The sequence below is a fragment of the Colwellia sp. D2M02 genome (genome assembly GCF_018860755.1).
GTDB lineage: Bacteria > Pseudomonadota > Gammaproteobacteria > Enterobacterales > Alteromonadaceae > Colwellia > Colwellia asteriadis.
Genome location: NZ_JAHKPW010000010.1, coordinates 62,418 through 84,681 on the forward strand (window position 1 = coordinate 62,418; position 22,264 = coordinate 84,681).

Genomic DNA, 22,264 nt, shown 5'->3' on the forward strand with positions numbered 1-22,264 from the left:
TAATTAATGGCGCGCATTGTAGCATTTTACCCAAAGGAAAAAACTACAAATATGTCAATAAAATCAAGTAGCAGGTTCACCTTATAAAAAACAAGAAAAAATTTTGTATATTAAAGAGCAATAAAAAGATAAAATAAAGTAAAGTGCATACTCTTCAACATGATATATTACCTCCAATATTAACTAAGATATTAAACGCAGATTTATGCAACTTTCAATTAACGTGAAAAATAGCCTTTTGCTTGTTGGTGAAAAAGCTATTTTGTTAGGGATGGGCTTCATAACAAGTGTTTTAATGGCTCGAATTGGTGGCCCAGCGTTTTTTGGTGACTTCTCATATATAACTGCTTTTGTTGCATTATTTATTCCCCTTTGTTCTATGGGCTTAAACAGTGTTTCCACAAAATACTTCGTTTTATATCCTAAGCACAATCATATCCACTTTAAAACCATCTTACTTTTAAGAGCATTGGGAGCAGTTTTTTGTATTACCATTGGTACATTAGCAGCTCTGTTCTTTCTCCCTACAAATGAAAGTACCATTTATATATTGGTGCTATTAGCACTACAAAGTTTTTCCTTTATTTATCTAGTAGAACATTATTACCTTGCTAAACAAAAAGTTACTTACACATTAAAAATAAGGCTGATTGTTTGCCTACTTATTAGCGTTGGAAAGATTATCGCGCTGTTGTTAGAGTATTCCTTATTAACCCTTATTTTAATACACGGACTTGAGTTTATTCTAATTGGCATCAGCTATATCACGTTATATTACCAACACAAACCAACACAAAAAGAACAACTCTATACTCGTCTATCTACTGGTACTGCTTTAGCTTTTTTTCATAAGGGAAAGTGGCTACTATTATCATCTTTTGCCGCTATTTTATATCTTAAAATAGATCAAGTAATGCTCGCTAGTATGTATGGTACTGAAGAAGTAGCCTTTTATGCAGCAGCATCAAAACTTTCTGAATTTTGGTATGTATTTCCTGTATTGATTGCTAATGTGTTTCACCCAAAGCTACTTAAATTAAAGCAGCAAGGACAAGTACTATATAGCCACTTCCTGCTCAAATCTCTTAGCTATATGGTCGCTATATCTTTACTTATCAGCACAGTCATATTCATACTGGCACCCATGATTATTAATATAATATATGGAGAAGAATACAAGGCGAGTGCTTCTATTTTAAGTATCCATATATTTGCCACACTTTTTATTTTCCAACGAGCTATTTTTAGTAAGTGGCTAATAATTGAAGGCCATTACAAGTTCAGTTTATTTAGTCATGCTGCTGGTGCTATAACTAATATCACACTTAATTTAATATTAATTCCAAATTATGGCGGTGTAGGTGCTGCTTGGGCCACCTTGTTATCCTATATGGTGGCAAGTTTTCTTAGTTTAATCGTTACAAGAAAAACACGTGAGTTTATGCTACTTATGATAAATGCTATGATTATGTGGCCTAGATACCTAACCCCAACTAAAGTAGACAATGCAGTTAAATAAACCTACTCGACCTCTGATTTCAATATAAGTACACATGAAAAGCACCATAAAAAAAATACTAATGTCATATATTCCCTTTGCATGTAAAAAATACCTTTTTAAATGCAAACTGTATCTACGTGAACCAAAATTACTATTATTAGCCAATTCAAAATACCGCACTAATGCTCCAACACTTTTATTATTATCATTTCCAAGAAGTGGCTCTAGTTGGGTTGGCTCTATTTTAGGCACAGGTGAACATGTTCGCTATTTAAGAGAGCCAGTTACAACAAGTTATACACTACAAAAAAAACACAGAATTTCAGTATTTGATAAAACAACTTGTGACAATTGGAATGAGTACCAGTCATACATTGATAAGAGTTTGCACGGAAGCGCTAACTTCTCCAGCTCAATCATCAAGTTCACTAAGCAATGGCTTAAACCCCACTTAAAAAAAACCTTGGTCATTAAAGAGGTTAATCCGTTAGTTATTGATAACTACCTTAGCAAACCAATTAAATTGGTCTATCTAGTAAGGCACCCTTTTTCAGTAGCTAAAAGTTATAGTGCGCTTAACTGGCAACCAACAGAAGTATTTTCAAATAAGTTTAATAAGGCTACGCTAAACACTTTACAGCAAATAACGCCAAACCTTTTACAACAAAGTTTTTGGTTTCAAATGGGCTACTTACAAGGTTGGGTTGAAGCAACGGTCAAACGTGAGATATCAGTAGCCCCAAAAAAAAACAAGGCAATAATACTCGTGAGGTATGAAGACATTTGTAGAGAAGCAGAAAGTGAGTTTATAAAACTATTCAGCTTTGCAAATTTACCTTTTACTGAAAAAGTGAGTTCAGCTATAACCAACTCACTAAAAAGGAAGGAAAAAGTATCCGCAGGAGACTTTAGCTTGACGCGAAGTAAAGAGGATATCGAAACAATAAAAGTAAACACGAACGAACAAGAAAACTACCATGAATTAATGCTCGCATATCATCAAGCAATATTAGACTTTTGTCAGCACCAATCACCTACAATAAAAAACATTACACCATCATTTACCCTCAACTCTTCGCTAGTAAAATTACTTAAATAAGAGCAGCGTAGTTTAAAGTTGTAGTACGATATAGTTAACTAATTCAAGGGCACCTTCATGTGTTAAGTGACCGTAGTCATATTGTAAAGGTACTCCTTCTTTAGTACTTGTTTGACATAAAGCTTGTTGATTACACATCAAGTCAAGCATCGATATATAGTGTGTTGTTGTTGAATTCAGAGTACTTGAAAATAATAGATCTCGTTCAAGCACACTTTCGTAGTTACTGTAAGAAGGCAAATCTTCTGCTTTATTTGTTGCTAACAACCTTGGCAAAGGTAAACTGTACTCAATAATTGGTCCAAGTATAATCACTTTTTTCGCATATTGTTCTAGCAAAATCCGGGTTTCATTAAGTGCTTCGACGTCTGAATTAAACCATCTAGCCGAAAGAATGACAGTATCAAACCGTTTATTGGCAACTAACTCAGTAAATACCCACTGCATTAGCTCTGTACAGCGTTTTGCACCTTTATAAAGAGTAACGGGTTTACACCCTGAGGATGTTGCCTGAGATAATGTATAGTTTTCAGGTAAAGCTATTGCCAAAGAGCTATACCAATGCGCTGCATGACTATCGCCTATTAATAACGCATTATGCTTTTTGGTATCATACTGAATACACTGTTCCTCTTTAAAAAAACTTACGTCATTATACTTAGAGGTTAAAAAACAACTTCCCTGACGGTAATAATCCTTCCGATCGTAATTCATATAAGAAGAGTAAGTTAATTGCTGTTCATTATATCTATAAGAGAACCCCGTCATAAATAAAGCAGCAATTATCACAGCAAAAATAGTCATAATCACTGAGCCACCGACAATCTGAATCGCTGACTTGCTCGTTAAATATTTCGCTGTAGGTTGCTCAACACACAACCAACTTAAATAGCCGGCACTAATAGACAAAATAAATATCGTCATTTGTTCGTACATTGAGAGAGTGCTATCTACACCTAAAATGTAAAACGTAATAATTGGCCAATGCCATAAATATAGCGAATAAGATATTTTGCCAAAAAAAGCCGCTACGGCACAAGAAAGTAACCGATAACTATAACTATTATTGCGGCATGCAAAAATAATTAGCACCGTTGCTAACGACGGTAGAATGGCGTTAACGCCAGGAAATGACATCGTTTCACGATAAAAAAACAAACAAGCAATCAATACCCCTAATGCACTTAATGAGATAAGTTCTAATTGAGTATTCGAAAAGTAGCGCTTGCTAAGCTCAAATTTAGGGCTTATAGCAACAATCCCCCCCAAAATAAACTGCCAAAATCGAGAGGGTGACGCATAGAACGATAATGAAGGGTTTATGTAAAGCAACACTTCACTTAGTACAAAGCTCAATAGAGCAAGCGTAACTAAGAACAAAATTATACAGGTGCTTTTACGGTAGAAAATACCGAGCATAATTAACGGAAAAATAAAATAAAACTGCTCTTCTACCGCTAACGACCATGTATGTAACAAGGGAGAAGTAGCTAATGCACTATTAAAATAATCAGACTGTGCGTAAAAGTAAAAGTTAGACACATATAAAAGTGAAGAGAGTAAACTCGTGCCATAATTAACGGTCTCTGTCGGCAGTAATAGAAAATATGCCGCGACGCTAGCGCAAGTAACCATCACTAAAAAAGCAGGGAGTAAGCGCTTTATTCGACGGGCATAAAAATCTAATAAGGTAAAGCTTTGCTGTTGTAAGTCACGCCAAATAAAACCAATAATTAAATAGCCCGAGATAACAAAAAAGATGTCTACCCCTAAAAACCCTCCAGGTAATAAATTAGGGTTAATATGAAAAACAACAACGGCTAATACGGCAATAGCTCGTAGCCCTTGAATATCCCATCGATACACATTGTTACTCATGCACAAACACCTTTAGCATTAAGTCGTTTGAAAATATAAAGTTGTCGCTATTATAAGGTGAATCATATGGAAAGGAATAAATACCCACTTAAAAACAGAATTAACTTTTGTAAGCTAGGCACAAACTTTATTTTTACGTATAGTAACGTCAAATAGCGTCACGTAATTAAAATATCGTCACTCAACCTATAAGCAACACAAAATAACTCGTGAGAACCTTTGGAAAGAACATGGATAAAAAGACACTTAAAAACCTCCCTTTAACTGCTTTTAACGAAGCTGGCTGGCTTAAGCCACCACTATGGGTTTACATCAACTTAATCTTTATGGCGAAAGGGTTAATAATATTTATTCTTTCACTTGCCTCGCTACGTACTGGTGATCAAATATTGGCGGTACTTTACCCAGACAAGAATACGCTTTATATTGCTATAGCGTTATCTGTTGTACCATTAGCGACATTAGTATCATTTACCTTAGGTGAAATCCAAGACAATTTAAAACTAAAAAAACTCTTGTTTTTATTGTGTGCTGCTGAAATAGCGGGTGAAATTTCATTTGCAATAAAGGTGATAGCAATGGACTCACAACCTTTATCTTCACCGACTCTCAAGTTATTAATCATTCAAGTTTCATTATTATTCTTTGCAATAACCTCAAAAAAAGTTATTGCCTTTTTTCAACAGATAACCAATGAAGAAGCCATACTAAAAGACTAAATTGAGTATAATAAGAAGCTTCATGATAAAACTAGCTTCTTATTCCCCAACTAACAGACTAACTACCAAGTAAGTATTGCTTAAATGAGGTAATCGTTTCTTTCGAAAAACCGTCCCTTTGTTTTTTCATGGTAGTTTTAAACTCTCCTTGATAATCAATATCTAGTAGTTCAAATAGTTTTTTGTAGTCATTAGGCGTAACCAGTTGACAGAAATCTTCGTAATAAAATTCCGCATGCGTAAAGTCGGCTAACTTCTCTTGGTAAGCAGTATCTGACTCAATGATATACTGTAATGATTGAGCAATACCTGCATTATTAAGCTCAGCTAACTTATCTGTATCTGGTTTAACATCACTCGACCAAGAGTCGGTCAATTTAGATTTTTCAAGAGAAACGGCTTGCGCAACTTTATCTTTACGCGACACATAAACAACAGCAGTAAAACCGAGTTTGAGTAAGTTAATATTTTTATTCAGCAGAAAAAACATGTGCTCTATATGAGCATTTACAGCAAAAACACCTGTATTTCCTACTGTTTTTTCAAGAATAAAGTTTAGATACTCATCAAATTTAACATTAGATGTATTGGTCATCCGGCCATAGGCGTTTATATAGCGTTCATTAAACCACTCGGCACACTCCCCAATTTGAGCGGTATTGTTTAAGACATCACAAAATAATGATGAGCCAGAGCGTGGGGTAGATAAAATTAAAACCTTATTCTTAATTGTACTGGTTGCAACACTGTCATTTTTACTTAATTTAACCATTAAGTTTAACAACACATCATCAGTAGCGAGCATATTTATACTTTCCTTTTATATTTACGTAAACATGCAATATGTTAACAATTAATTCTTAATTCTTAAAATAACTAACGATGATATTAAAGGCATACAAGCATTGCTCGTTGTTTTTACGAAAAAGTCCCGTTAATATATAACAACTCATTATAAATTTAAGATTAGTTGTGCAAAAAAACGTTTATGTCACCCGCCCTTATTTTCCTCCGATAGAAAAGTACTTTAACTATATTCAAGGCGCTTATGATAATGAGTCATTAACCAATAATGGACCTTTAGTTCAAGAACTTACCGAGAAGCTAAAAGGTAAATTAGGAGTTAACCATCTACTACTAGTAAGTAACGGTACCGTCGCTTTACAAATTGCTTACCGCCTTAAAGAGCTAGCAAATAAAAACGTTATCACTACTCCCTACACTTTTGCAGCAACCTCTACCGCTTTAGCGTGGCAAGGTGCTAACCCAACTCTTGCTAATATTAATAAAAACAGTTGGAATATTGAGCCAAACGAAGTAGAGAAGCTATTAAAAAATCAACAGGGGAATGCAATTGTTGCAGTAAACTTATTTGGACAACCTTGCGACTTGGACGCTTTAGAGTTGCTTGCTCAAAAATACAATGTCCCCTTAATTTATGACTCAGCTCATGCATTATTAAGTACATATAAAGGTAAAAGTATTTATGAGTATGGCGACATTCATTGCATTAGCTTTCATGCCACAAAGTTATTTCATACCATAGAAGGCGGAGCTATGGTGTTTAAAGACGAAGCCGACTATTTATTAGCAAAAAAGTTAATTAATTTTGGTATTGCTGAAGATGGCATTATCGAGCAAGCCGGCATCAATGGCAAACTAAGTGAAATACATGCGGCTATGGGCTTATGCGTATTCGATGACTTACCAGCACTAGTATTAGAGCGAAAAGAGCTTATTGCTTATTATCACGAGCTATTAGGGAATACGGTTACATACCAAAGTGATAGATTCCCTCACGAAACGCAACCTATTTACATGCCAGTACAGTTTTCTTGTGAATCGCAAGCCCTGCAAGTAGAAGAAGCTCTTAATACTCAGGGCTACTACCCTCGCCGTTACTTTATGCCTCAGCATTATCAATTTTTATCAAACGCACAAACCTCTATAATCAATGACTGTAGCTTATTAGCCAATAAAACATTATGTTTACCATTAATGAATAATATGAAGAAAGCAACGGTTAATAATATCTGTGAAATTATCTTAAAGGTATTGCGCAAATGAAACTAGCTATCATGCAACCTTATTTTTTTCCTTATATTGGATATTTTCAGTTGATCAATGCTGTTGATGAGTTTGTTATATATGATGATATTCAATACACAAAAAAAGGTTGGATTAACCGCAATAGAATCCTGCAAAATGGCTCTGACAGCTATATTACTCTGCCACTAAAAAAAGCATCAGATTACCTGAACGTCAATGAACGATTTTTATCTGACACTTGGCCGAAAGAGCGCCAAAAGCTACTTAATAAAATAGCAAATAGCTATCGTAAAGCACCATACTTCTCAGCGGTATATCCAGTAATAGAAGAAATAGTAACATATGAAAGCAACAACCTTTTTGACTACTTATATAACAGCATCACTTTATTAATGGAGTATATGAATATAACAACTAAACTGGTTGTTAGTTCAACTTTGGCCATAGACAATAACTTAACTTCAGAAAACAAGGTTTTAGCTATTTGTAAAGCGATGATGGCCACTGAGTATATTAACCCTATCGGCGGCACTGATTTATACCAACATGAGCACTTTGCCCAAAATAAAATTAATTTACATTTTTTACAATCAGAGCCTCTCAGCTACCCACAATTCAATAGTGAGTTTATTCCGTGGCTTTCAATCATAGATATTTTAATGTTTAATTCATTGCCAGCCGTAAAGGAACTTCTGACATCACGATACCAATTAATTCAATAAGTAAAAACGAACAAAATACCCTTAAGGATAAAAATGTTTAAATGGGATAAGCTTGGGAAAGTATTTGACCCAACAACCGTAAATGACAGACCTTGGTTAAAAGAGTTTGCTCAAGCACCAAGTACACTGATATTCGATAACTTTGTTAGAGTATATTTTTCATGTCGCCCTCCCGCGGACAGTAATGGTCAATATGCTAGTTACTCTGCTTTTGTGGACTTAGATAGGAATGACTTAACTAAAGTAGTCGCGGTTGCAGAACAACCAATCCTCCCTTTAGGCGGGCTAGGCGAGTTCGATGAGTTTGGCACCTACCCGGTGTCCGTATGCCGTCATAAAAACAAAGTTGTTGCTTATTATGCTGGCTGGACACGTTGTGAAAGCGTTCCATTTAATACAGCTATAGGTATGGCAACAAGTGATAATGAGGGGATATCTTTTCAAAAGGTTGGTAGTGGCCCCATTATCCCTTACTCCCCTTTTGAGCCATTTGTTATGAGTGGCCCGAAAATACGCTACTTTAATAATCAGTGGTATTTATTTTATATTGCGGGCACTCAATGGATACTTGATGAAGGTAAACCCGAGCCTGTTTATAAAATACGTTCAGCAACCTCTTCCGATGGTAAAAACTGGGTTAAAACCAATAGCTGCCTTATCCCCGATGCTATTGATGAAAATGAAGCTCAGGCAAGCCCTGATGTGTTTTTTAGTAACGGCCGTTATCATATGTTTTTCTGCTACAGGCATGGCAAAGGCTATCGCGGCAAAGAGAAAGGCTATCGCATTGGCTATGCGTATTCAGAAGATCTACTCAACTGGGAGAGAGATGATAGCAAGGTTGGCATTGATGTGTCAGACAGCGGTTGGGATAGCGAAATGATTAGTTACCCACATATTTTTGAATTAGATGGTAACATTTATATGTTTTACTTAGGTAACCAAGTCGGTAGATGTGGTTTTGGCCTAGCTAAACTCAACGGAAAATTATAGGTAGAATAGAATCATGAAGTGGAAAAAACTAGGTAAAATATTTGATCCTACTGAACATCACTTACCTAACAACTGTATTGAGTATGCACAATCACCGCAAGTCGTTGTTAAAGATGACGTTGTTCGTATTTACTTTAGTACACGAGAAAGAGATCCCAAAAATGGTAAATTTCTTAGTCACGTAGCTTTTGTTGATATGGACAAAAAATTTGAAAACATAGTAAAAGTTGCTGATAGCACTGTAATTCCTTTAGGTGAACTAGGCACTTTTGATGAACATGGCATATTTCCAATTAATTTACTCAAACAAGGTAATGAAATATTTGCGTACACTTGTGGTTGGAATCGACGTAGTTCTGTATCAGTAGATACAGGCGTAGGTTTTGCCAAAAGTACCGATGGTGGCTTAACCTTCAACAAGCTTGGTAACGGCCCGATTTTAGGGCCGTCGATCAATGAGCCTTTTTTGGTTGGTGACGCCTTTGTGCAGAAATATAGCGATACTTTTCATATGTGGTATATGTTTGGCACTCAGTGGCAAGCATACGAAGCAGGAGCGGCTCCCGACAGAACTTATAAAATAGGCCATGCAACTTCAACAGATGGTATTAACTGGCTTAAAGAAGATGGTATTCAAGTTATTCCCGATAAGCTCAATGCTGATGAGAGTATGGCATTACCAACCGTAGTAGAACATAACAACCAATACCACATGTTATTTTGTTATCGTGAATCATCTGACTTTCGTAATACCAGTAGTAGAGGCTATCGCCTTGGTTACGCCGTTTCAAATGATTTAGAAAACTGGCAACGAGATGACGAGCAGGTTGGTATAGATGTTAGTGACGATGATTGGGATTCAAAAATGCTGTGTTACCCGCACCTTTTTAAATGCGATGGAAAAGTGTACTTACTCTATAACGGTAATGAGTTTGGGCGTTTTGGCTTCGGTTTGGCTGTATTAGAAGACTAATGTCAAAAGTGACTAACCACCAACAGACGGCTCAACACAGTGATATTGAAGCACACTTATTATCATGTGACGCTTTATTTACGCCAAAGCTTAGTAGCTATGTTAATATTCACGCCTACTCAGGTAAAATAGCTTCTAACGCTGTAACGTTTGAAGCCTGGAGCCAAAAAAACTTAATTGGTCTCGTTGCCGCTTATTACAATACCAGTGGCGAAGTATTTATCACAAATGTTAGCATTACAAAGCCTTTTACTGGTCAAGGTATTGCCCGTACGCTAATAATGCAATGTATTAAAAAAGCAAAAGAACACAGTGCTACTAGCATATGTCTTGAAGTTCATCCAAGCAATACAAGCGCTTTACTATTTTACAAAAAGCTTGGCTTCACAATAAAAGAACAAAACTCAATGACTGTTAATATGTCATACAATTTAGAGATAGCTCATGGATAACAAAAGAAATTACAACGAAGAAATAAAAGATACTTCAGATCATCAATACGCATACAACTTTGACTTTGATGTTATGCACCCCTATATGATTAAAGCGTTTAAACCTTTCTTTAATTCAGGAAACTTTCTGGAGTTAGGTAGCTTTAAGGGTGACTTTACCAAACGCTTTAGCAGCCTTTTTAATGACATCACCTGTGTTGAGGCTTCTGATGAAGCAATTACTCTAGCCAAAAAACACATTAGTGAAGATGTGAAGTTTATTAACTCTCGATTTGAAGAAGCTCAATTACCAGAAAAATACAATAATATTGTTATGACTCATGTATTGGAACATGTTGATGACCCTATTAAAGTATTAAAAAGAGTCAATGACGAATGGTTAGCTGATAATGGTCGATTTTTCCTTGTTTGCCCAAATGCGAATGCTCCTTCACGACAAATAGCAGTGAAAATGGGCTTAATTAGCCATAATTCGGCGGTTACACCAGCAGAACACGAGCATGGCCATCGTTGTACGTACACCCTCGATACTCTCGAGAGAGATGCTAAATTAGCAGGATTAAAAGTGGTTTACCGCTCTGGTATATTTTTTAAAGCATTAGCCAACTTTCAATGGGACAAATTACTACAAACTGACATTATCTCACCTGAGTATTTGGAAGGCTGCTACGAGTTAGGTCAACAATACCCTGACTTGTGTTCGAGTATATTTATACTATGTGAAAAAGGCTAAAACATTATTAACAACCCAAAAGCGCAAGATTAAATAGAGCACTTCAAAACACCTAAAAAAATACCACGATAAACGTGGTATTTTTATTTGCCTACTTAAACTCGTTGCACAGAGTAAACTTTACCATTCAAAAGCTACTCATTTAACCTGAGCTCGGCTTAACAAATGTTTCTCTAGCAGCTACTTGTCCTAACGTCTTCGTTAAATTTACTTGCAATAGGCCAGCTATTGACGCGAAATTTTCCTTGTTTATCACATGAAAAGAAAAACTAGCGATTCAGAAAAGTAATTCTTTTTGATATTTCAACTTGTTAAATATCTCTTAAATCAAGTTCAGGTTAATTTAATAAGCTATGCATCGCTTTAACTAAACGCAAATCACCTACTTCATCTTTATCGTCAAGTAGGAAACTATTAATATCTATCGCTTGAATTAAGGCCTTAAACTCACTTAATTTAGCACTATCGTTACCCAACTCTATCGCCCTAGTTACCAATTCACTTTGATCTTTACAAAGCCCTGTTAGCTCACCAAGTTCGTTCCAGATATAATAATCAGTAACACCGGGTAAATCACTGGTGTCTTTAACAAATAACTTAGGTATGCCTAAACGTGCGACATCAATATTACTGTTAGCACCACCAAAAGGCATGGTCGGCAAGGCAAACTCACATTGCGCTACGGTATTCATGTAATCATCATAAGTTGAATAAGGGTGCATAACAGCATTTGGCAGTTTACGGCGTAATATAGACAGCGCCGCATAGTAATCTAAATCTTGAATACCATGAGCCATAAAAAAGTGAAACACCACTTTTCTCTCAATACCTGCACTAATCTCCTGACATAAACTTAATACTTGTGAGGAAACCTTTTGTATAACACCATTTACCGCAATATTACATACCTCTGGCGTACTTGGTAACTCTCTTAATGTATAAGTATTAGGACTAAACCTAAGCGCTTCAGTTTCTATCACAACGGTTTTTTCAGTTGCTATTTTAGCAAGCTCATCTTGACTAAGCCCCATATCTTCTAATAATAAATAATCAATGGTATCAATGAAGCTACTTGCTGGATGGCCTGGACAAACACACTGAATTGGCGCAAGGCGAGTGGAAGCAAGCAATGGCGCAAAATTACTCATACCTAACGATGGATAAATAATAACATCAGGCTGAACTTTAACTACATGCTTTATAATTTTAGCAATATCGTTAACATCATCAAACTCTCTAAAGCTGTGGTGATCTTGCTGACCAACCTCGTCAACTAATCGAGTACCAGCCAAGCCAACAATATTATAATCGGCTTTTAACGCGCTAAATAAACTATGATAACAGCGATACATTGCATGGCTTTGTCGGTAATGCTCATGAATAATCAGTATTGTCTTTTTCTCACCTTTAGCTTTATTGCGTGCTTTTTCTAAGCTTAAACTGATAGATTTTTTAATACCGTCACTAATAAAGCCATCCATAAATTTTTTATAGTTGGCAGCCGCCCATTTCTTAAATTGAAACTTTTCATTACCAACAAAGTTGCTCACATTAAAAAAGGAAGATGACATAATTTCTAAGTTTTGCGGTTTCGCAAAAGTGACTAAAGGTATTTCTTTTGAAACATTAGCAATTTTGTTTGACTGCATAGCTGATGCATCTGATAACAACAAGCCAAAAGATGACATTAAACCTAAATAACCTCGACAAATCTCTGACGGCATATGTGCGGCTAACTTGCCCCAAGGAAGATCAAAAGTAGAATCAGGTACATAACAAATCATAAATTTACGAATGTCATTTTGAGTGAAACTGCCCTTAGTATCTAAGCCTAAATTTCTAATAATATGGTCGGTATTTTGGTAGCTACTAGCGGCAAATAAATACGCTAAAAACTTTTTACCTAAAACAAACTCCTGAAACATAGTATTAGACGGGTTATATTTAGTATCACTAAACATCATCGTAATTAGCGTCGCTAACTTTTCAATGATTTGATACCCCTCAGCATGCTCCTGTGCTGCTGATAATGCTCTGTCTGCGGGTTTTAAGTTAAACTCCATTTTGCCACGGCGCTGGTTTAGCATAATAATTTGCAACACTTTTTCGGCCTCTGGGTAATTACCACTGAGTACCGGTTGTTCAAACCCTGCTAAAGAAACTGATATCACTTCTTCTGCTGATTTCTTGTCTTCTTTTACCTTAGCCATTTACACTCCATTTCTATAATATTTTGTTTATTCTTAAAGTTTATACTTACGTTATTATTTAGCATATCAGCTAAAAGCTATTAAATTTTTACTCGTTAACTTTATATTAATCTATTTGATAAGTTTTACTGTTTTGGTATATCTAATGTACCAACAAAGCGAATAAATTCATCTTCTGCTGCTTTTGCAATAGAGCTGTCGGCACTAACGACTATATTAAACAAAACAGCTTTATTTTCATTTAAAATGTTAAGCATGTAAAAGGTTTGCTTAGTAGCACCTTTAGAGGCTTCAACAACGTACTCTTTGCTCAATAATTCACCTTGATAACGCTGGGCATCTTTTTTATAGCTAACAAATTCAACCTCTTTAAAACCCTTAGTTGCCAGCTCGGATAAACTATTATCAAAAATACGCTGCCACTCATCTTCAGCGCCAGTATAATTGGCACCAACTAAACGCTGACATGATACAAAAGTCGCTAACTGAGCGCTGTTAACACTTTGTGAGCTTAGATACTGTTTAGTATAAAGACTAACTTGTTCACTTAATTGATAAGTTTTTTTAGCAACCTGAGGAATATTTTTAAATTCAGCATTTACACCACACTCTTGTGCCGACAAACTTAACGGTATCAAAGCAACAGAAGCTAAAGCCAGGGGTAATAATATTTTTTTAGTAAATTGCATAACACACCTACAGTAATGCTCCACTACAGAGCTAAATAGTTCATAAAAGGGAATAAATTAACCTGAGCTCGGCTTAACAAATGTTTCTCTAGCAGCTACTTTTCCTGACTTCTTTGTTAAACCTCTTAAATCGAGTTCAGGTTAAGTTAAAAATATAAGCCGTCAAAGTCAAGTACATAAGCACACAAGTACCTACGATAAAATATTGTTGATAACCTAATAGCGATAACAGCTATTGTATAACAAAGTTTGTACTTTTCTGCCATTTAAGCTCTGTAATTTATATGGGTAAGCCAGTATTAATATTCAAGCTTAACCATATAAACTTTTAAGTAAATAACTAGCTTTACTTAGGCATTAGTTAGGCCTTAGTTAATAATGAATTCTTCCATAAAAGCTCTCATAAGCCACTTACTTAAAGTCCTAAATTTTTTCTATAAAAAAGCCCGGCATTGCCGGGCTTTTGAGTAAAGTTAAATTTTTAATTAATTAAAAATTATAAACCTTTACCGTCAACTTTTGCTTGAGAGTTAGAAACTTCAGAACGACCAGTTGAACTTTGAACTGTAGCGTATGCTGAAATGTCTTGAGCGTAAGCGTCAATGTTAAATGTAACACTTAACTTAGCAGAACCTGTAATACCAAAAGCAGTTGCTAATTGTGCAGCAGAGTACTTAACAACAGTGTTAGCTGGAACGTCACCTAAGTCGAAAGACGCAGAACGCTCAGCGTCAACGCCGTCTACAACACCGTTAACGATGAATGTAGCCATTACGTTAGCAGACTCGCTACCGTCGTTAGCAATTTCAACTGAAGAGAAAGTACCAGCACTTGCGTAACCTACTGGTAAGTAAGGAACGTTAATTACTGTAGCGTCTAACATCCACTCACCTGCGTGACGAACGATTTTAGTAGACTCTGTACCGTCTGTGAAGTCAGCAGTAGCTGTAATGTAACCAGTTTGTGGAATGATAACGTCTGTTATAGCAGCGTTAAATGTTACAAAACCAGTTGCAGAAGTACCAGCGTTAGCACTTTGAGTACCAAAGTCAGCGTTAGGAACTACGAAAGTGATTTCGTCTTCATCGCCATTTACTGCTGGAGCATTAGTTAATGCAGCAGCACCAAAGTTAGCAACAGTTAAGTCAGCATCAACAACACCAGTAAAGTCACCAGCGAATGAGATGTTAGCATCAACGTTAGCTAAAGCAGCAACTAAAGACTCGTTGTTACCTAGTTTGAATTTAACTGTATCAAGATCTACATCAGCACCGTCGTAGTAGCGAGAGAAATCTTTTTGATCGATACGCTCAATACGTGCATCCCATTGTTGCTCAACTGTGAAATCGAACTGAGAAATAACTTCAGAGATTGGTGAACAACCTTCTTCAATTAATACGTCGTTAGCATCAACAGACTTGTAACAAACTTCAGCAGAAGTATCACCAAGGTCAAAACCGTTAGTGTCAACGTCGTCTAAAGTAAGACGGAAAGCTGAGCTAGCAGTTAAAGGGTTACCTAGGTTTACGTCAAACGCGATAACGTGTTTGTCATCAGCATTGTCTGTATCTACACTGAACTTATCAAATGTAAATGAACCAGTACCGTAGCTGAAGAATGATGAGTTAGTAGAACCACCACCAGTTGCATCGATGTCGATAATACCAACACCAGTACCAACTACGTTGTTAATGTCTGAGCTAGCAGCTACAACATTAGTTAAATCAACACCTTTACTGAAAGTTAAAGAGATAGTTGATGCCGCAGGAGTTAATTTATCTACTACGAAATCTAAAACAAAAACTTTACCAGCTGTAGAAGCTACAACTGCAGTGTTACCTGCTGCAACACCTTCTGCAGAGATTTTAGTTAAATCACTTGATACTGTAACAGCTTGTGCACCAAATGCACTTACAACAGCAGTTGCGACTAGCGCTTTTTTGAATAATTTCATTATTTTCCGTTCTCCAAGTTTCATGAAACTGATATATCGTAATGAAGCAATATACCATGAATTTTTTTGTATTTCAGCTGGAGTATAGCTGAATCATTGCCAATTTAAGGGTAAGCCCATAATAAGTCAAGTCTTAGGTTATTATTTTTATGATATTTATTTAACCAAATTAAAATTTAACCAACAGCATTAAGTGAACTTTTTCATAAATTGTACCTAATGATGAGCTATTCGCTTCCTTAGTACATTCTAAATTTATAACAAGCTGCACTTTCCAGCCACGAAAAGATATATATTTTTGAGCAGAGGGTCAAGTTAAAACTTGATATTTTCTAACCCTTTAGCAAAACCATTTTTAACCATTTCCCAGTCACTACGGGTACTAATAATACGTGGGGTCACTAATACTACCAATTCAGTTTTGTCAGACTCTTCAGTATCTGTTCTAAATAAATGCCCTAAAAGTGGTAGTGAGCCTAAAACAGGGATTGAAGTAGCCCCAGTATTTTTATTTTCGCTAATTAAACCACCTAGCATTACCGTTTGCCCGTCTCCCGCCACTACTTCAGTACTAATAGTACGCTCAAAAACGGCAGTAGAGCCACCAATTGAAGGCCCTGTAGCCGAGATATTAGAAATATTTTGCGCAATAGTCATAATAACCGTACCTTGGGCGTTAATTGTGGGTGTTACACTTAAGTCAACACCCGTTTTACGATAAACAATACTCGTTGTTTCACGTTCGCCATTAATAGGGTCTGAGGTGGTACTACCAATAGTAGGAATATCGTCACCGACACTAATACTTGCCATAACACCATCTCGTACAACTAGGGTTGGTTTAGATAGTACATTAATCAGCCCATCAGTTTGACTTAAGTTCACATTGAAGTTACCTGGTAAGCCTACAATGGAGTAATTGAAGCCACCTTCAGAGCTAAAACTGAAGGTACTATCTTTACTTGTTGACGAACCATTAGTTAATGCAAATTGAACGCCTTTAGCAAAACTACCGGTTAATTTAACCTCGGCAATGACGACTTCTAACATGACTTGCTTAGGCATAATATCAAGCTGTTTAATAATAGGCTGCAACTCTTGAAAGTGTTTGCCCGTAGAATAAAAGATTAAAGCATTAGCTCTTTCATCGACAACCATGCGTAGATTGTCACCCTCTACTGTTTTAGTCAGTTGCGCTTTTTTGTTTTGCGCTGCTGCTCCACCAGCAACAATGCCACCTACAGGTGATGTGGTGGTGTTACCTGCTTGACCATTTATGCCGCTACTAGAGGTACTGTAGTCAAAGCTATTTTTAGAGCTTACGAGTAAAGGCGCTAATGATTTACCTAAGTCAGAGGCTCTCGCATACTTAGGGTGATAAAGGTAATAACTTTGTTCACTACCCGAAGCTGGCTTATCGATAAGTTGGCTCCAATATTCTATTCGATCAAGAATATTATCATCAGTAGCAAACACGACTACTTTACCTAAGTGTTCTAGAGGTATGAAATTAACACTAGATGCACCGCTACTACTACCTATATTGACATCAATACCATCTTGCAGTAACAACTCTGATATTTTTTCAATAAAGGTATAGCTATCTATATAGGCAAAACTTAATAGCGCTGTTGATTTTTTATGTAGCAGCGGACTGTCTAATATTTCAAGTAAAGAGATCGTACGTAGCACTTGTTCTCTGTTGCCCTGTACAAAAACCAAGCCTTGTTCATGATCAATATCAATAATAGCATCAACTAAATTTGATAACGTGCGCTTAAGCCCTTTCGCAATTTGATACTTAAGTGGGATAAGTTGGTTAATATCACCCGATACCATAGGAACGTCTTGCTCTAAACGACCAAAACCGAATGCTCGGTCTGACTTTGCCCCCTTTCTTGTCATGGGGTAAAGATAAAAAACATCATCATTAAGCATAATGCGGGTATCATTTTGAATCAGTACACGTTGTACTAATTGAAATAAACCTTGTGCTGTTACGGGTTCTTTTAGCTCTAGGGTAACCGGCGTAGTAATGTTTTTAATTGACGGCTCAATTAAATAAGAAACTTGAAGTAACTCACCTAACACATAATGAAGAAAGTCATTAAATGGTAACTCATTAGTAGAGAACTTAAAGGTTTCATCACTCGTAAAATGCTTCGACAAGTCTACTTCTAATGTTGCGCCGTCATACTTTGCGTCTTTATTTAGTCGGGTAAACTCTGATTTAGCTACATCATTGTCAACTGCCTTAACATTTTCAGGATTAGTTATTAGCTCATCTTGTTTTAAATAAGAGTCACCTGCACTCAACGGCGCTTGCTCTAATGGCACTTCAGGTTCAATAATTGATGCACACCCTGTTAAAGCTAACGCGAGTGTTATCGATAGTGCTAATTTACTTTTGTTTAACGTTATATTAAGGAGTGTCATTGCTGTTCCGCTCGAAAAGTTTGAATTCAAAAGTACCTTTGGCACCTTTTAAAGTTATTTTGTCTGAAGATAGTTGACTAAGCACTATACCCGCAGTAATTTCCTGCCCCAATAGCACTTTCATGGTGTTGGAGTGATTGTGATTTAATTTTGACTTTCTACTAACCTTGCTCTTATTTCTTAATGAAATCAAAATAAAAGGGTTGTCTGTTGCCATAAATATTCCTAATAAATTATAACTATTGTCACCAATCGTTAAGATATTTTCATTAGGGTCTGCTACATCTACGTTTTTGAGAGCGAGCTTTTCCGCTTCTGCAAGATCCGCACTCGCCTGTATTGCTAGCCAATCTTCTTCTACTGCTAACAACTCATTATCTAGTTCTGACGGGGTGTGAAGCACTTGTGTTGCCATATCACTATCTGTTGTACTGTCATCTGACTTGTATTCCCAAAAGTCAGAACTCAGCCATAGTAACGTGATCATTGAGATAACTAAGGTTAGTTTATTCATCACTCCTCCTCAGTTGATGTATTGAGTTCACTGGCTTTTACATAGTGTAAAGCAAATAGTTCAAAGGCAGCACTAACTCTATTACCTACCTGACCATCTATTCGTCTGGCACTAATTGAAAAGTCTTTCACACGAATAAGTGGTATAGTGCTATCCAATGCTCGCGTGACTTTAATCATACAAGCTGGGTTGCCTTTAAACCTTGCTGATAACTCCCAACTATTTAAGTCTTGGTTAATCACTGAAGAGCCTTTCCAGCTAATACGCTGCACTGTGCAGTCTGCACCTGTAATGACTTTTTCTAGCTGCTGCTGAACAACCAACTTAAATTGAGACTCTGTACTTTCTATAAACAAATAAGGTTCAATAGCTTGCTCTTTTGCCTTACTATCAGCCAACATTTGCGAATATAGATCGGATTTGGATAATAATTGTTCTGTTTTCATCATTTTACGTTCAAGTAAATCAAGCTCACCCCGTTGCTCTTTTTGTAGCTCCCATAAAGGTATGGTGACATAAGAGAGTATTAATAGGGCAGCTAATAGAATGAGATAGTGTTTATACTTTATAAGTTCAGCTTTCATTTTTTTCTCTTGAACTAACAACGTGTTTAGTTGTATCAAACTGCAATAGAATGGTGAATGAGTCCATTCCTCTTGATTTACGAATGTCGCCACTAAAAGTAGCACCGCTAACCGATGGCATTTTATTGAGTTCGCCTAAAATAAAAGAGGCTTTCTCAGCTCGGCCAGTTAACTCAACGCCTTTTTCTGTACGCTTAAAGCGCGAGACTTCCATTCCATCATTTATAACTTTATAGACTAAAGCCCATATTTGGTGTGTATTCTCAACCTCTTTAAAGGTACTATTAACCGAACTCAACGTACTTTCAATAGTATCTATTTTTCGCTTACTCTCCATTAATGCCATCGCCTCTGCCCTATTATCACTAATATCGTTAAGCAACATAGATTTACTCATATAGAAATAGCCACTCACACTAACAGAAAAAATAGTAGCAACGAGTAATGGTGCTAGATACAGCTGGTGCAACTTATTTTTATTAATAGCGTTAGTGAAGTTAATAGATGCTATCGCTAATAACTTATCAAGTGTTGTGGTTTCAATTAACTCAAAAAGTAAAGCGGTATATTGCTCGGCATTAATGCTATATACATCGGCATTTTCAGGTAGACCAACGCCTTGCAAAAAGTTACTAATATTACTCAATAAGCCTTTTTTATAAGCACTAAATGTTTTTCCGCCAGAGTGCGCCCAAAATAATGTCCCTGCAGGAGTTTCAACTTCTGCGACACTTTTTTTATTTAAGTTGAAGAAGTTAGCTAGCAACTCTGTTTCAGGAAGTAAAACAGCTTTTGCCGAGATAAAGTTTTGTATCAGCTCATGAAAAACAATGGTGTGAACATCAAACCCATCTTGTTCTTTATTGGTTATGATGCGCTGAATTGGCTTTGCTCCTTCAACTTTGCTGTGCTGTAACTTTAATATTTGCTTTAACTCTTTTAAGCTAATCGCTGAATATGTTTTCCAACTTTCGCTGTAATGTTTTTTTGCAACGATAATAATAGGTTTAGGAGTGTCAAGCTTATACAAGCCTCTTAATTGTGAAGAAGTTTCAACATCTTGGCCTTCATTAGCAAATAACCCGTAGAGTTCATTATCTAAGTAAGCGATATTATTCTGTAATAACAGGGATAGCTTTTTATTTTGAGTTATTAACTTCAAGTTCACTTTTTATTCCAACTTACATCTGTGATTATGACAGGACGTTTAGGATCGTATGGTTTTACTTCAACGACAAACTGCTTTTTTAAATGAATATTGCCCGATTCAGCCAGTAATTCTACCTTAATTTTGCGACCAGTAGCAAAATTAAAGTATTCGTCATTATCTATCCCTGTCATTTGAGTAAATCTTAATGGGGATAGTTCTTTGCTGTTTCGCATAGCAATAATATCATCAGTTCGCGATTGGTCCTGTAGCAAAGCTTTTAATATTAGTGGTGGTGCATTGAGCGGATTGAAGCTAGTCGTGAGTTGTTCGGTAAAGTAGAGCGCCCAGGTCTCTAGCGGTAATATATCACCCATTTTTATAGATAATACTTCATTGAAGGTTTGTAATTGCCCATCTCTTGGACCGACTAGGTTCATACGACGATAATAATTTTTTTCTGCACCATTGATATACTTCAAGTCATCTTTATCAATCCAGTCTTTTAGTGAGTCTAAAAAGGTTCTTGCTGGGTGATCTTCTACACCTAATTCAGCTAATAGACTTGCAGCTAATGAGTGGCTCATAACATTAAAGCTTAATAATCCATTCAAATCTTGCATTTTAACCATAACATAGTCATTTAATTGAAAAGGCTCCCCATAGAAATTCCAACGTTTAACTAATGCATTTTCACTATCTTTATCTGCATAACGAATATTGGTTAGTAACTCTTGAATTAAAATAGCCTCGGCGGTTTCTATTTTTAGCCCCAAATCAACATTCGTTTGAATTTTCAATGCGGTATTAACCTGCCCCCGAATAGATTGAGTAATAAAAAGCCCTAGAATTGTTAGTACCATGGTAATAATAAGTACTTGGATTAGTGCAATACCTTTATTTCTTAGCATTAAACTTGTATCCCTATATAACGATACAGAGCATGCTGCGTTTGTTGAGGTAACTGAAATGGAATAGACAGTTCTTGGCCTCCTTTGACACTATAAGTGAGGCTGATACTTAAAGGTAGCAATTGCCTTTCTTCCATTTGATGTTGATTATACCACTGTGGTTCTATTGGCGCTTCATCGTGCAATAGATTATCCCTTTGTAATTCATAGTGTTGTAACTGTTCAAGGTTATCCCAACCAAAAAACTCAAAGCGAGCTGCAGTTAAATAATTAAGTAAAACTATACTATGTTGCCATTCCCTTTGTTCGTGCTGATTAAATAGTGGAGCTTTAAGCAAAGTACTCTCTCTATACACTAAAGAGCTACCAACGAGCTGAAGCTCTACTACTGCCGCTTCATCAGCAAAAATAGGAGACTTCGAAACAAAGCGGATATGATGAGGTGTCGCGATAAAGTAGAGACTTGAATTATCATTTATATTGTCAACTATATACGGATGGGTTGCTTCAATAACTCGCGTTAACGACGTTAAATTAACTCCTTTATCTGTTGCCTGCCAAAAAGCATAACTTTGTTTTTTCCATGAGTTAGAGTACAAACTATATGCAAAATATCCTGCGTACATGACAAGCATAAGTAAACTACTTGCTATCATTAGCTCTATAAGTGTAAAGCCTGACTGATGTTTTTTTTTCATAC

The 22,264-nt window shown here is 36.3% G+C and carries 20 protein-coding genes; 9 read left to right on the forward strand and 11 right to left on the reverse strand.

What is annotated here, in order from left to right; genetic code table 11:
* Positions 1-205: 205 nt before the first annotated feature.
* Complete coding sequence (locus tag KO495_RS01150; RefSeq protein ID WP_215978564.1) at positions 206-1,519, forward strand: flippase; 1,314 nt, start codon at positions 206-208, stop codon at positions 1,517-1,519.
* A 34-nt stretch (positions 1,520-1,553) separates the two neighbouring features.
* Entirely contained in the window at positions 1,554-2,600 is a 1,047-nt protein-coding gene (locus KO495_RS01155; protein WP_215978565.1) for a sulfotransferase domain-containing protein, read from the forward strand.
* A 12-nt stretch (positions 2,601-2,612) separates the two neighbouring features.
* On the opposite strand, the gene KO495_RS01160 is transcribed toward KO495_RS01155, so the two are convergent.
* Positions 2,613-4,478 carry an acyltransferase family protein gene (locus tag KO495_RS01160; RefSeq protein WP_215978566.1) on the reverse strand — a complete coding sequence of 622 codons (1,866 nt, stop codon included), beginning with the start codon at positions 4,476-4,478 and terminating at the stop codon, positions 2,613-2,615.
* 230 nt (positions 4,479-4,708) lie between these two features.
* Here KO495_RS01160 and KO495_RS01165 point away from each other — a divergent pair, with 230 nt between their 5' ends.
* Complete coding sequence (locus tag KO495_RS01165) at positions 4,709-5,197, forward strand: DUF2919 family protein (RefSeq protein ID WP_215978567.1); 489 nt, start codon at positions 4,709-4,711, stop codon at positions 5,195-5,197.
* Positions 5,198-5,255: 58 nt separating this feature from the next.
* Here the strand turns inward: KO495_RS01165 and KO495_RS01170 are convergent, their stop codons facing one another.
* A complete protein-coding gene (locus KO495_RS01170) occupies positions 5,256-6,002 on the reverse strand; it encodes a Stf0 family sulfotransferase (RefSeq protein WP_215978568.1) in 747 nt (248 codons plus the stop codon).
* Positions 6,003-6,169: 167 nt separating this feature from the next.
* On the opposite strand from KO495_RS01170, the gene KO495_RS01175 reads away from it, so the two are divergent.
* The 6 genes from KO495_RS01175 to KO495_RS01200 are packed head-to-tail and all read left to right on the forward strand — an operon-like array spanning position 6,170 to position 11,119.
* A complete protein-coding gene (locus tag KO495_RS01175) occupies positions 6,170-7,264 on the forward strand; it encodes an aminotransferase class I/II-fold pyridoxal phosphate-dependent enzyme (protein ID WP_215978569.1) in 1,095 nt (364 codons plus the stop codon).
* The gene (locus tag KO495_RS01180; RefSeq protein ID WP_215978570.1) at positions 7,261-7,968 is read left to right on the forward strand and encodes a WbqC family protein; all 708 of its coding nucleotides are present in this window, start codon (positions 7,261-7,263) and stop codon (positions 7,966-7,968) included. The genes KO495_RS01175 and KO495_RS01180 overlap by 4 nt, the downstream gene beginning before the upstream one ends.
* Positions 7,969-8,001: 33 nt before the next feature.
* Entirely contained in the window at positions 8,002-8,961 is a 960-nt protein-coding gene (locus KO495_RS01185) for a hypothetical protein (protein ID WP_215978571.1), read from the forward strand.
* 13 nt (positions 8,962-8,974) lie between these two features.
* Complete coding sequence (locus KO495_RS01190) at positions 8,975-9,934, forward strand: hypothetical protein (RefSeq protein ID WP_215978572.1); 960 nt, start codon at positions 8,975-8,977, stop codon at positions 9,932-9,934.
* Positions 9,934-10,386, forward strand: coding sequence for a GNAT family N-acetyltransferase (locus KO495_RS01195; protein WP_215978573.1), 453 nt, complete (start codon positions 9,934-9,936; stop codon positions 10,384-10,386). Before KO495_RS01190 ends, KO495_RS01195 begins: the two co-directional genes overlap by 1 nt.
* On the forward strand, positions 10,379-11,119 hold the full coding sequence (locus KO495_RS01200) for a class I SAM-dependent methyltransferase (protein ID WP_215978574.1): 741 nt from the start codon (positions 10,379-10,381) through the stop codon (positions 11,117-11,119). Before KO495_RS01195 ends, KO495_RS01200 begins: the two co-directional genes overlap by 8 nt.
* 338 nt (positions 11,120-11,457) lie before the next feature.
* Here KO495_RS01200 and KO495_RS01205 read toward each other — a convergent pair whose 3' ends face one another.
* From KO495_RS01205 to KO495_RS01245, 9 genes are all read right to left on the reverse strand, one after another.
* A complete protein-coding gene (locus KO495_RS01205; protein ID WP_215978575.1) occupies positions 11,458-13,329 on the reverse strand; it encodes a hypothetical protein in 1,872 nt (623 codons plus the stop codon).
* A 125-nt stretch (positions 13,330-13,454) separates the two neighbouring features.
* On the reverse strand, positions 13,455-14,018 hold the full coding sequence (locus tag KO495_RS01210; protein ID WP_215978576.1) for a hypothetical protein: 564 nt from the start codon (positions 14,016-14,018) through the stop codon (positions 13,455-13,457).
* Between the two features lie 496 nt (positions 14,019-14,514).
* Positions 14,515-15,972 carry a hypothetical protein gene (locus KO495_RS01215; protein ID WP_215978577.1) on the reverse strand — a complete coding sequence of 486 codons (1,458 nt, stop codon included), beginning with the start codon at positions 15,970-15,972 and terminating at the stop codon, positions 14,515-14,517.
* A gap of 315 nt (positions 15,973-16,287) precedes the next feature.
* Complete coding sequence (locus tag KO495_RS01220; RefSeq protein ID WP_215978578.1) at positions 16,288-18,408, reverse strand: secretin N-terminal domain-containing protein; 2,121 nt, start codon at positions 18,406-18,408, stop codon at positions 16,288-16,290.
* Positions 18,395-18,922 carry a hypothetical protein gene (locus KO495_RS01225; RefSeq protein WP_215978579.1) on the reverse strand — a complete coding sequence of 176 codons (528 nt, stop codon included), beginning with the start codon at positions 18,920-18,922 and terminating at the stop codon, positions 18,395-18,397. Before KO495_RS01225 ends, KO495_RS01220 begins: the two co-directional genes overlap by 14 nt.
* Positions 18,922-19,506: a hypothetical protein gene (locus KO495_RS01230; protein ID WP_215978580.1), complete on the reverse strand. Its 585-nt coding sequence runs from the start codon at positions 19,504-19,506 to the stop codon at positions 18,922-18,924. Before KO495_RS01230 ends, KO495_RS01225 begins: the two co-directional genes overlap by 1 nt.
* Positions 19,496-20,668, reverse strand: coding sequence for a hypothetical protein (locus KO495_RS01235; RefSeq protein WP_215978581.1), 1,173 nt, complete (start codon positions 20,666-20,668; stop codon positions 19,496-19,498). The genes KO495_RS01230 and KO495_RS01235 overlap by 11 nt, the downstream gene beginning before the upstream one ends.
* Before the next feature lie 2 nt (positions 20,669-20,670).
* Positions 20,671-21,564: a type II secretion system protein GspK gene (locus KO495_RS01240; protein WP_215978582.1), complete on the reverse strand. Its 894-nt coding sequence runs from the start codon at positions 21,562-21,564 to the stop codon at positions 20,671-20,673.
* Entirely contained in the window at positions 21,564-22,262 is a 699-nt protein-coding gene (locus tag KO495_RS01245; RefSeq protein ID WP_215978583.1) for a prepilin-type N-terminal cleavage/methylation domain-containing protein, read from the reverse strand. The genes KO495_RS01240 and KO495_RS01245 overlap by 1 nt, the downstream gene beginning before the upstream one ends.
* Between the last annotated feature and the right edge of the window lie 2 nt (positions 22,263-22,264).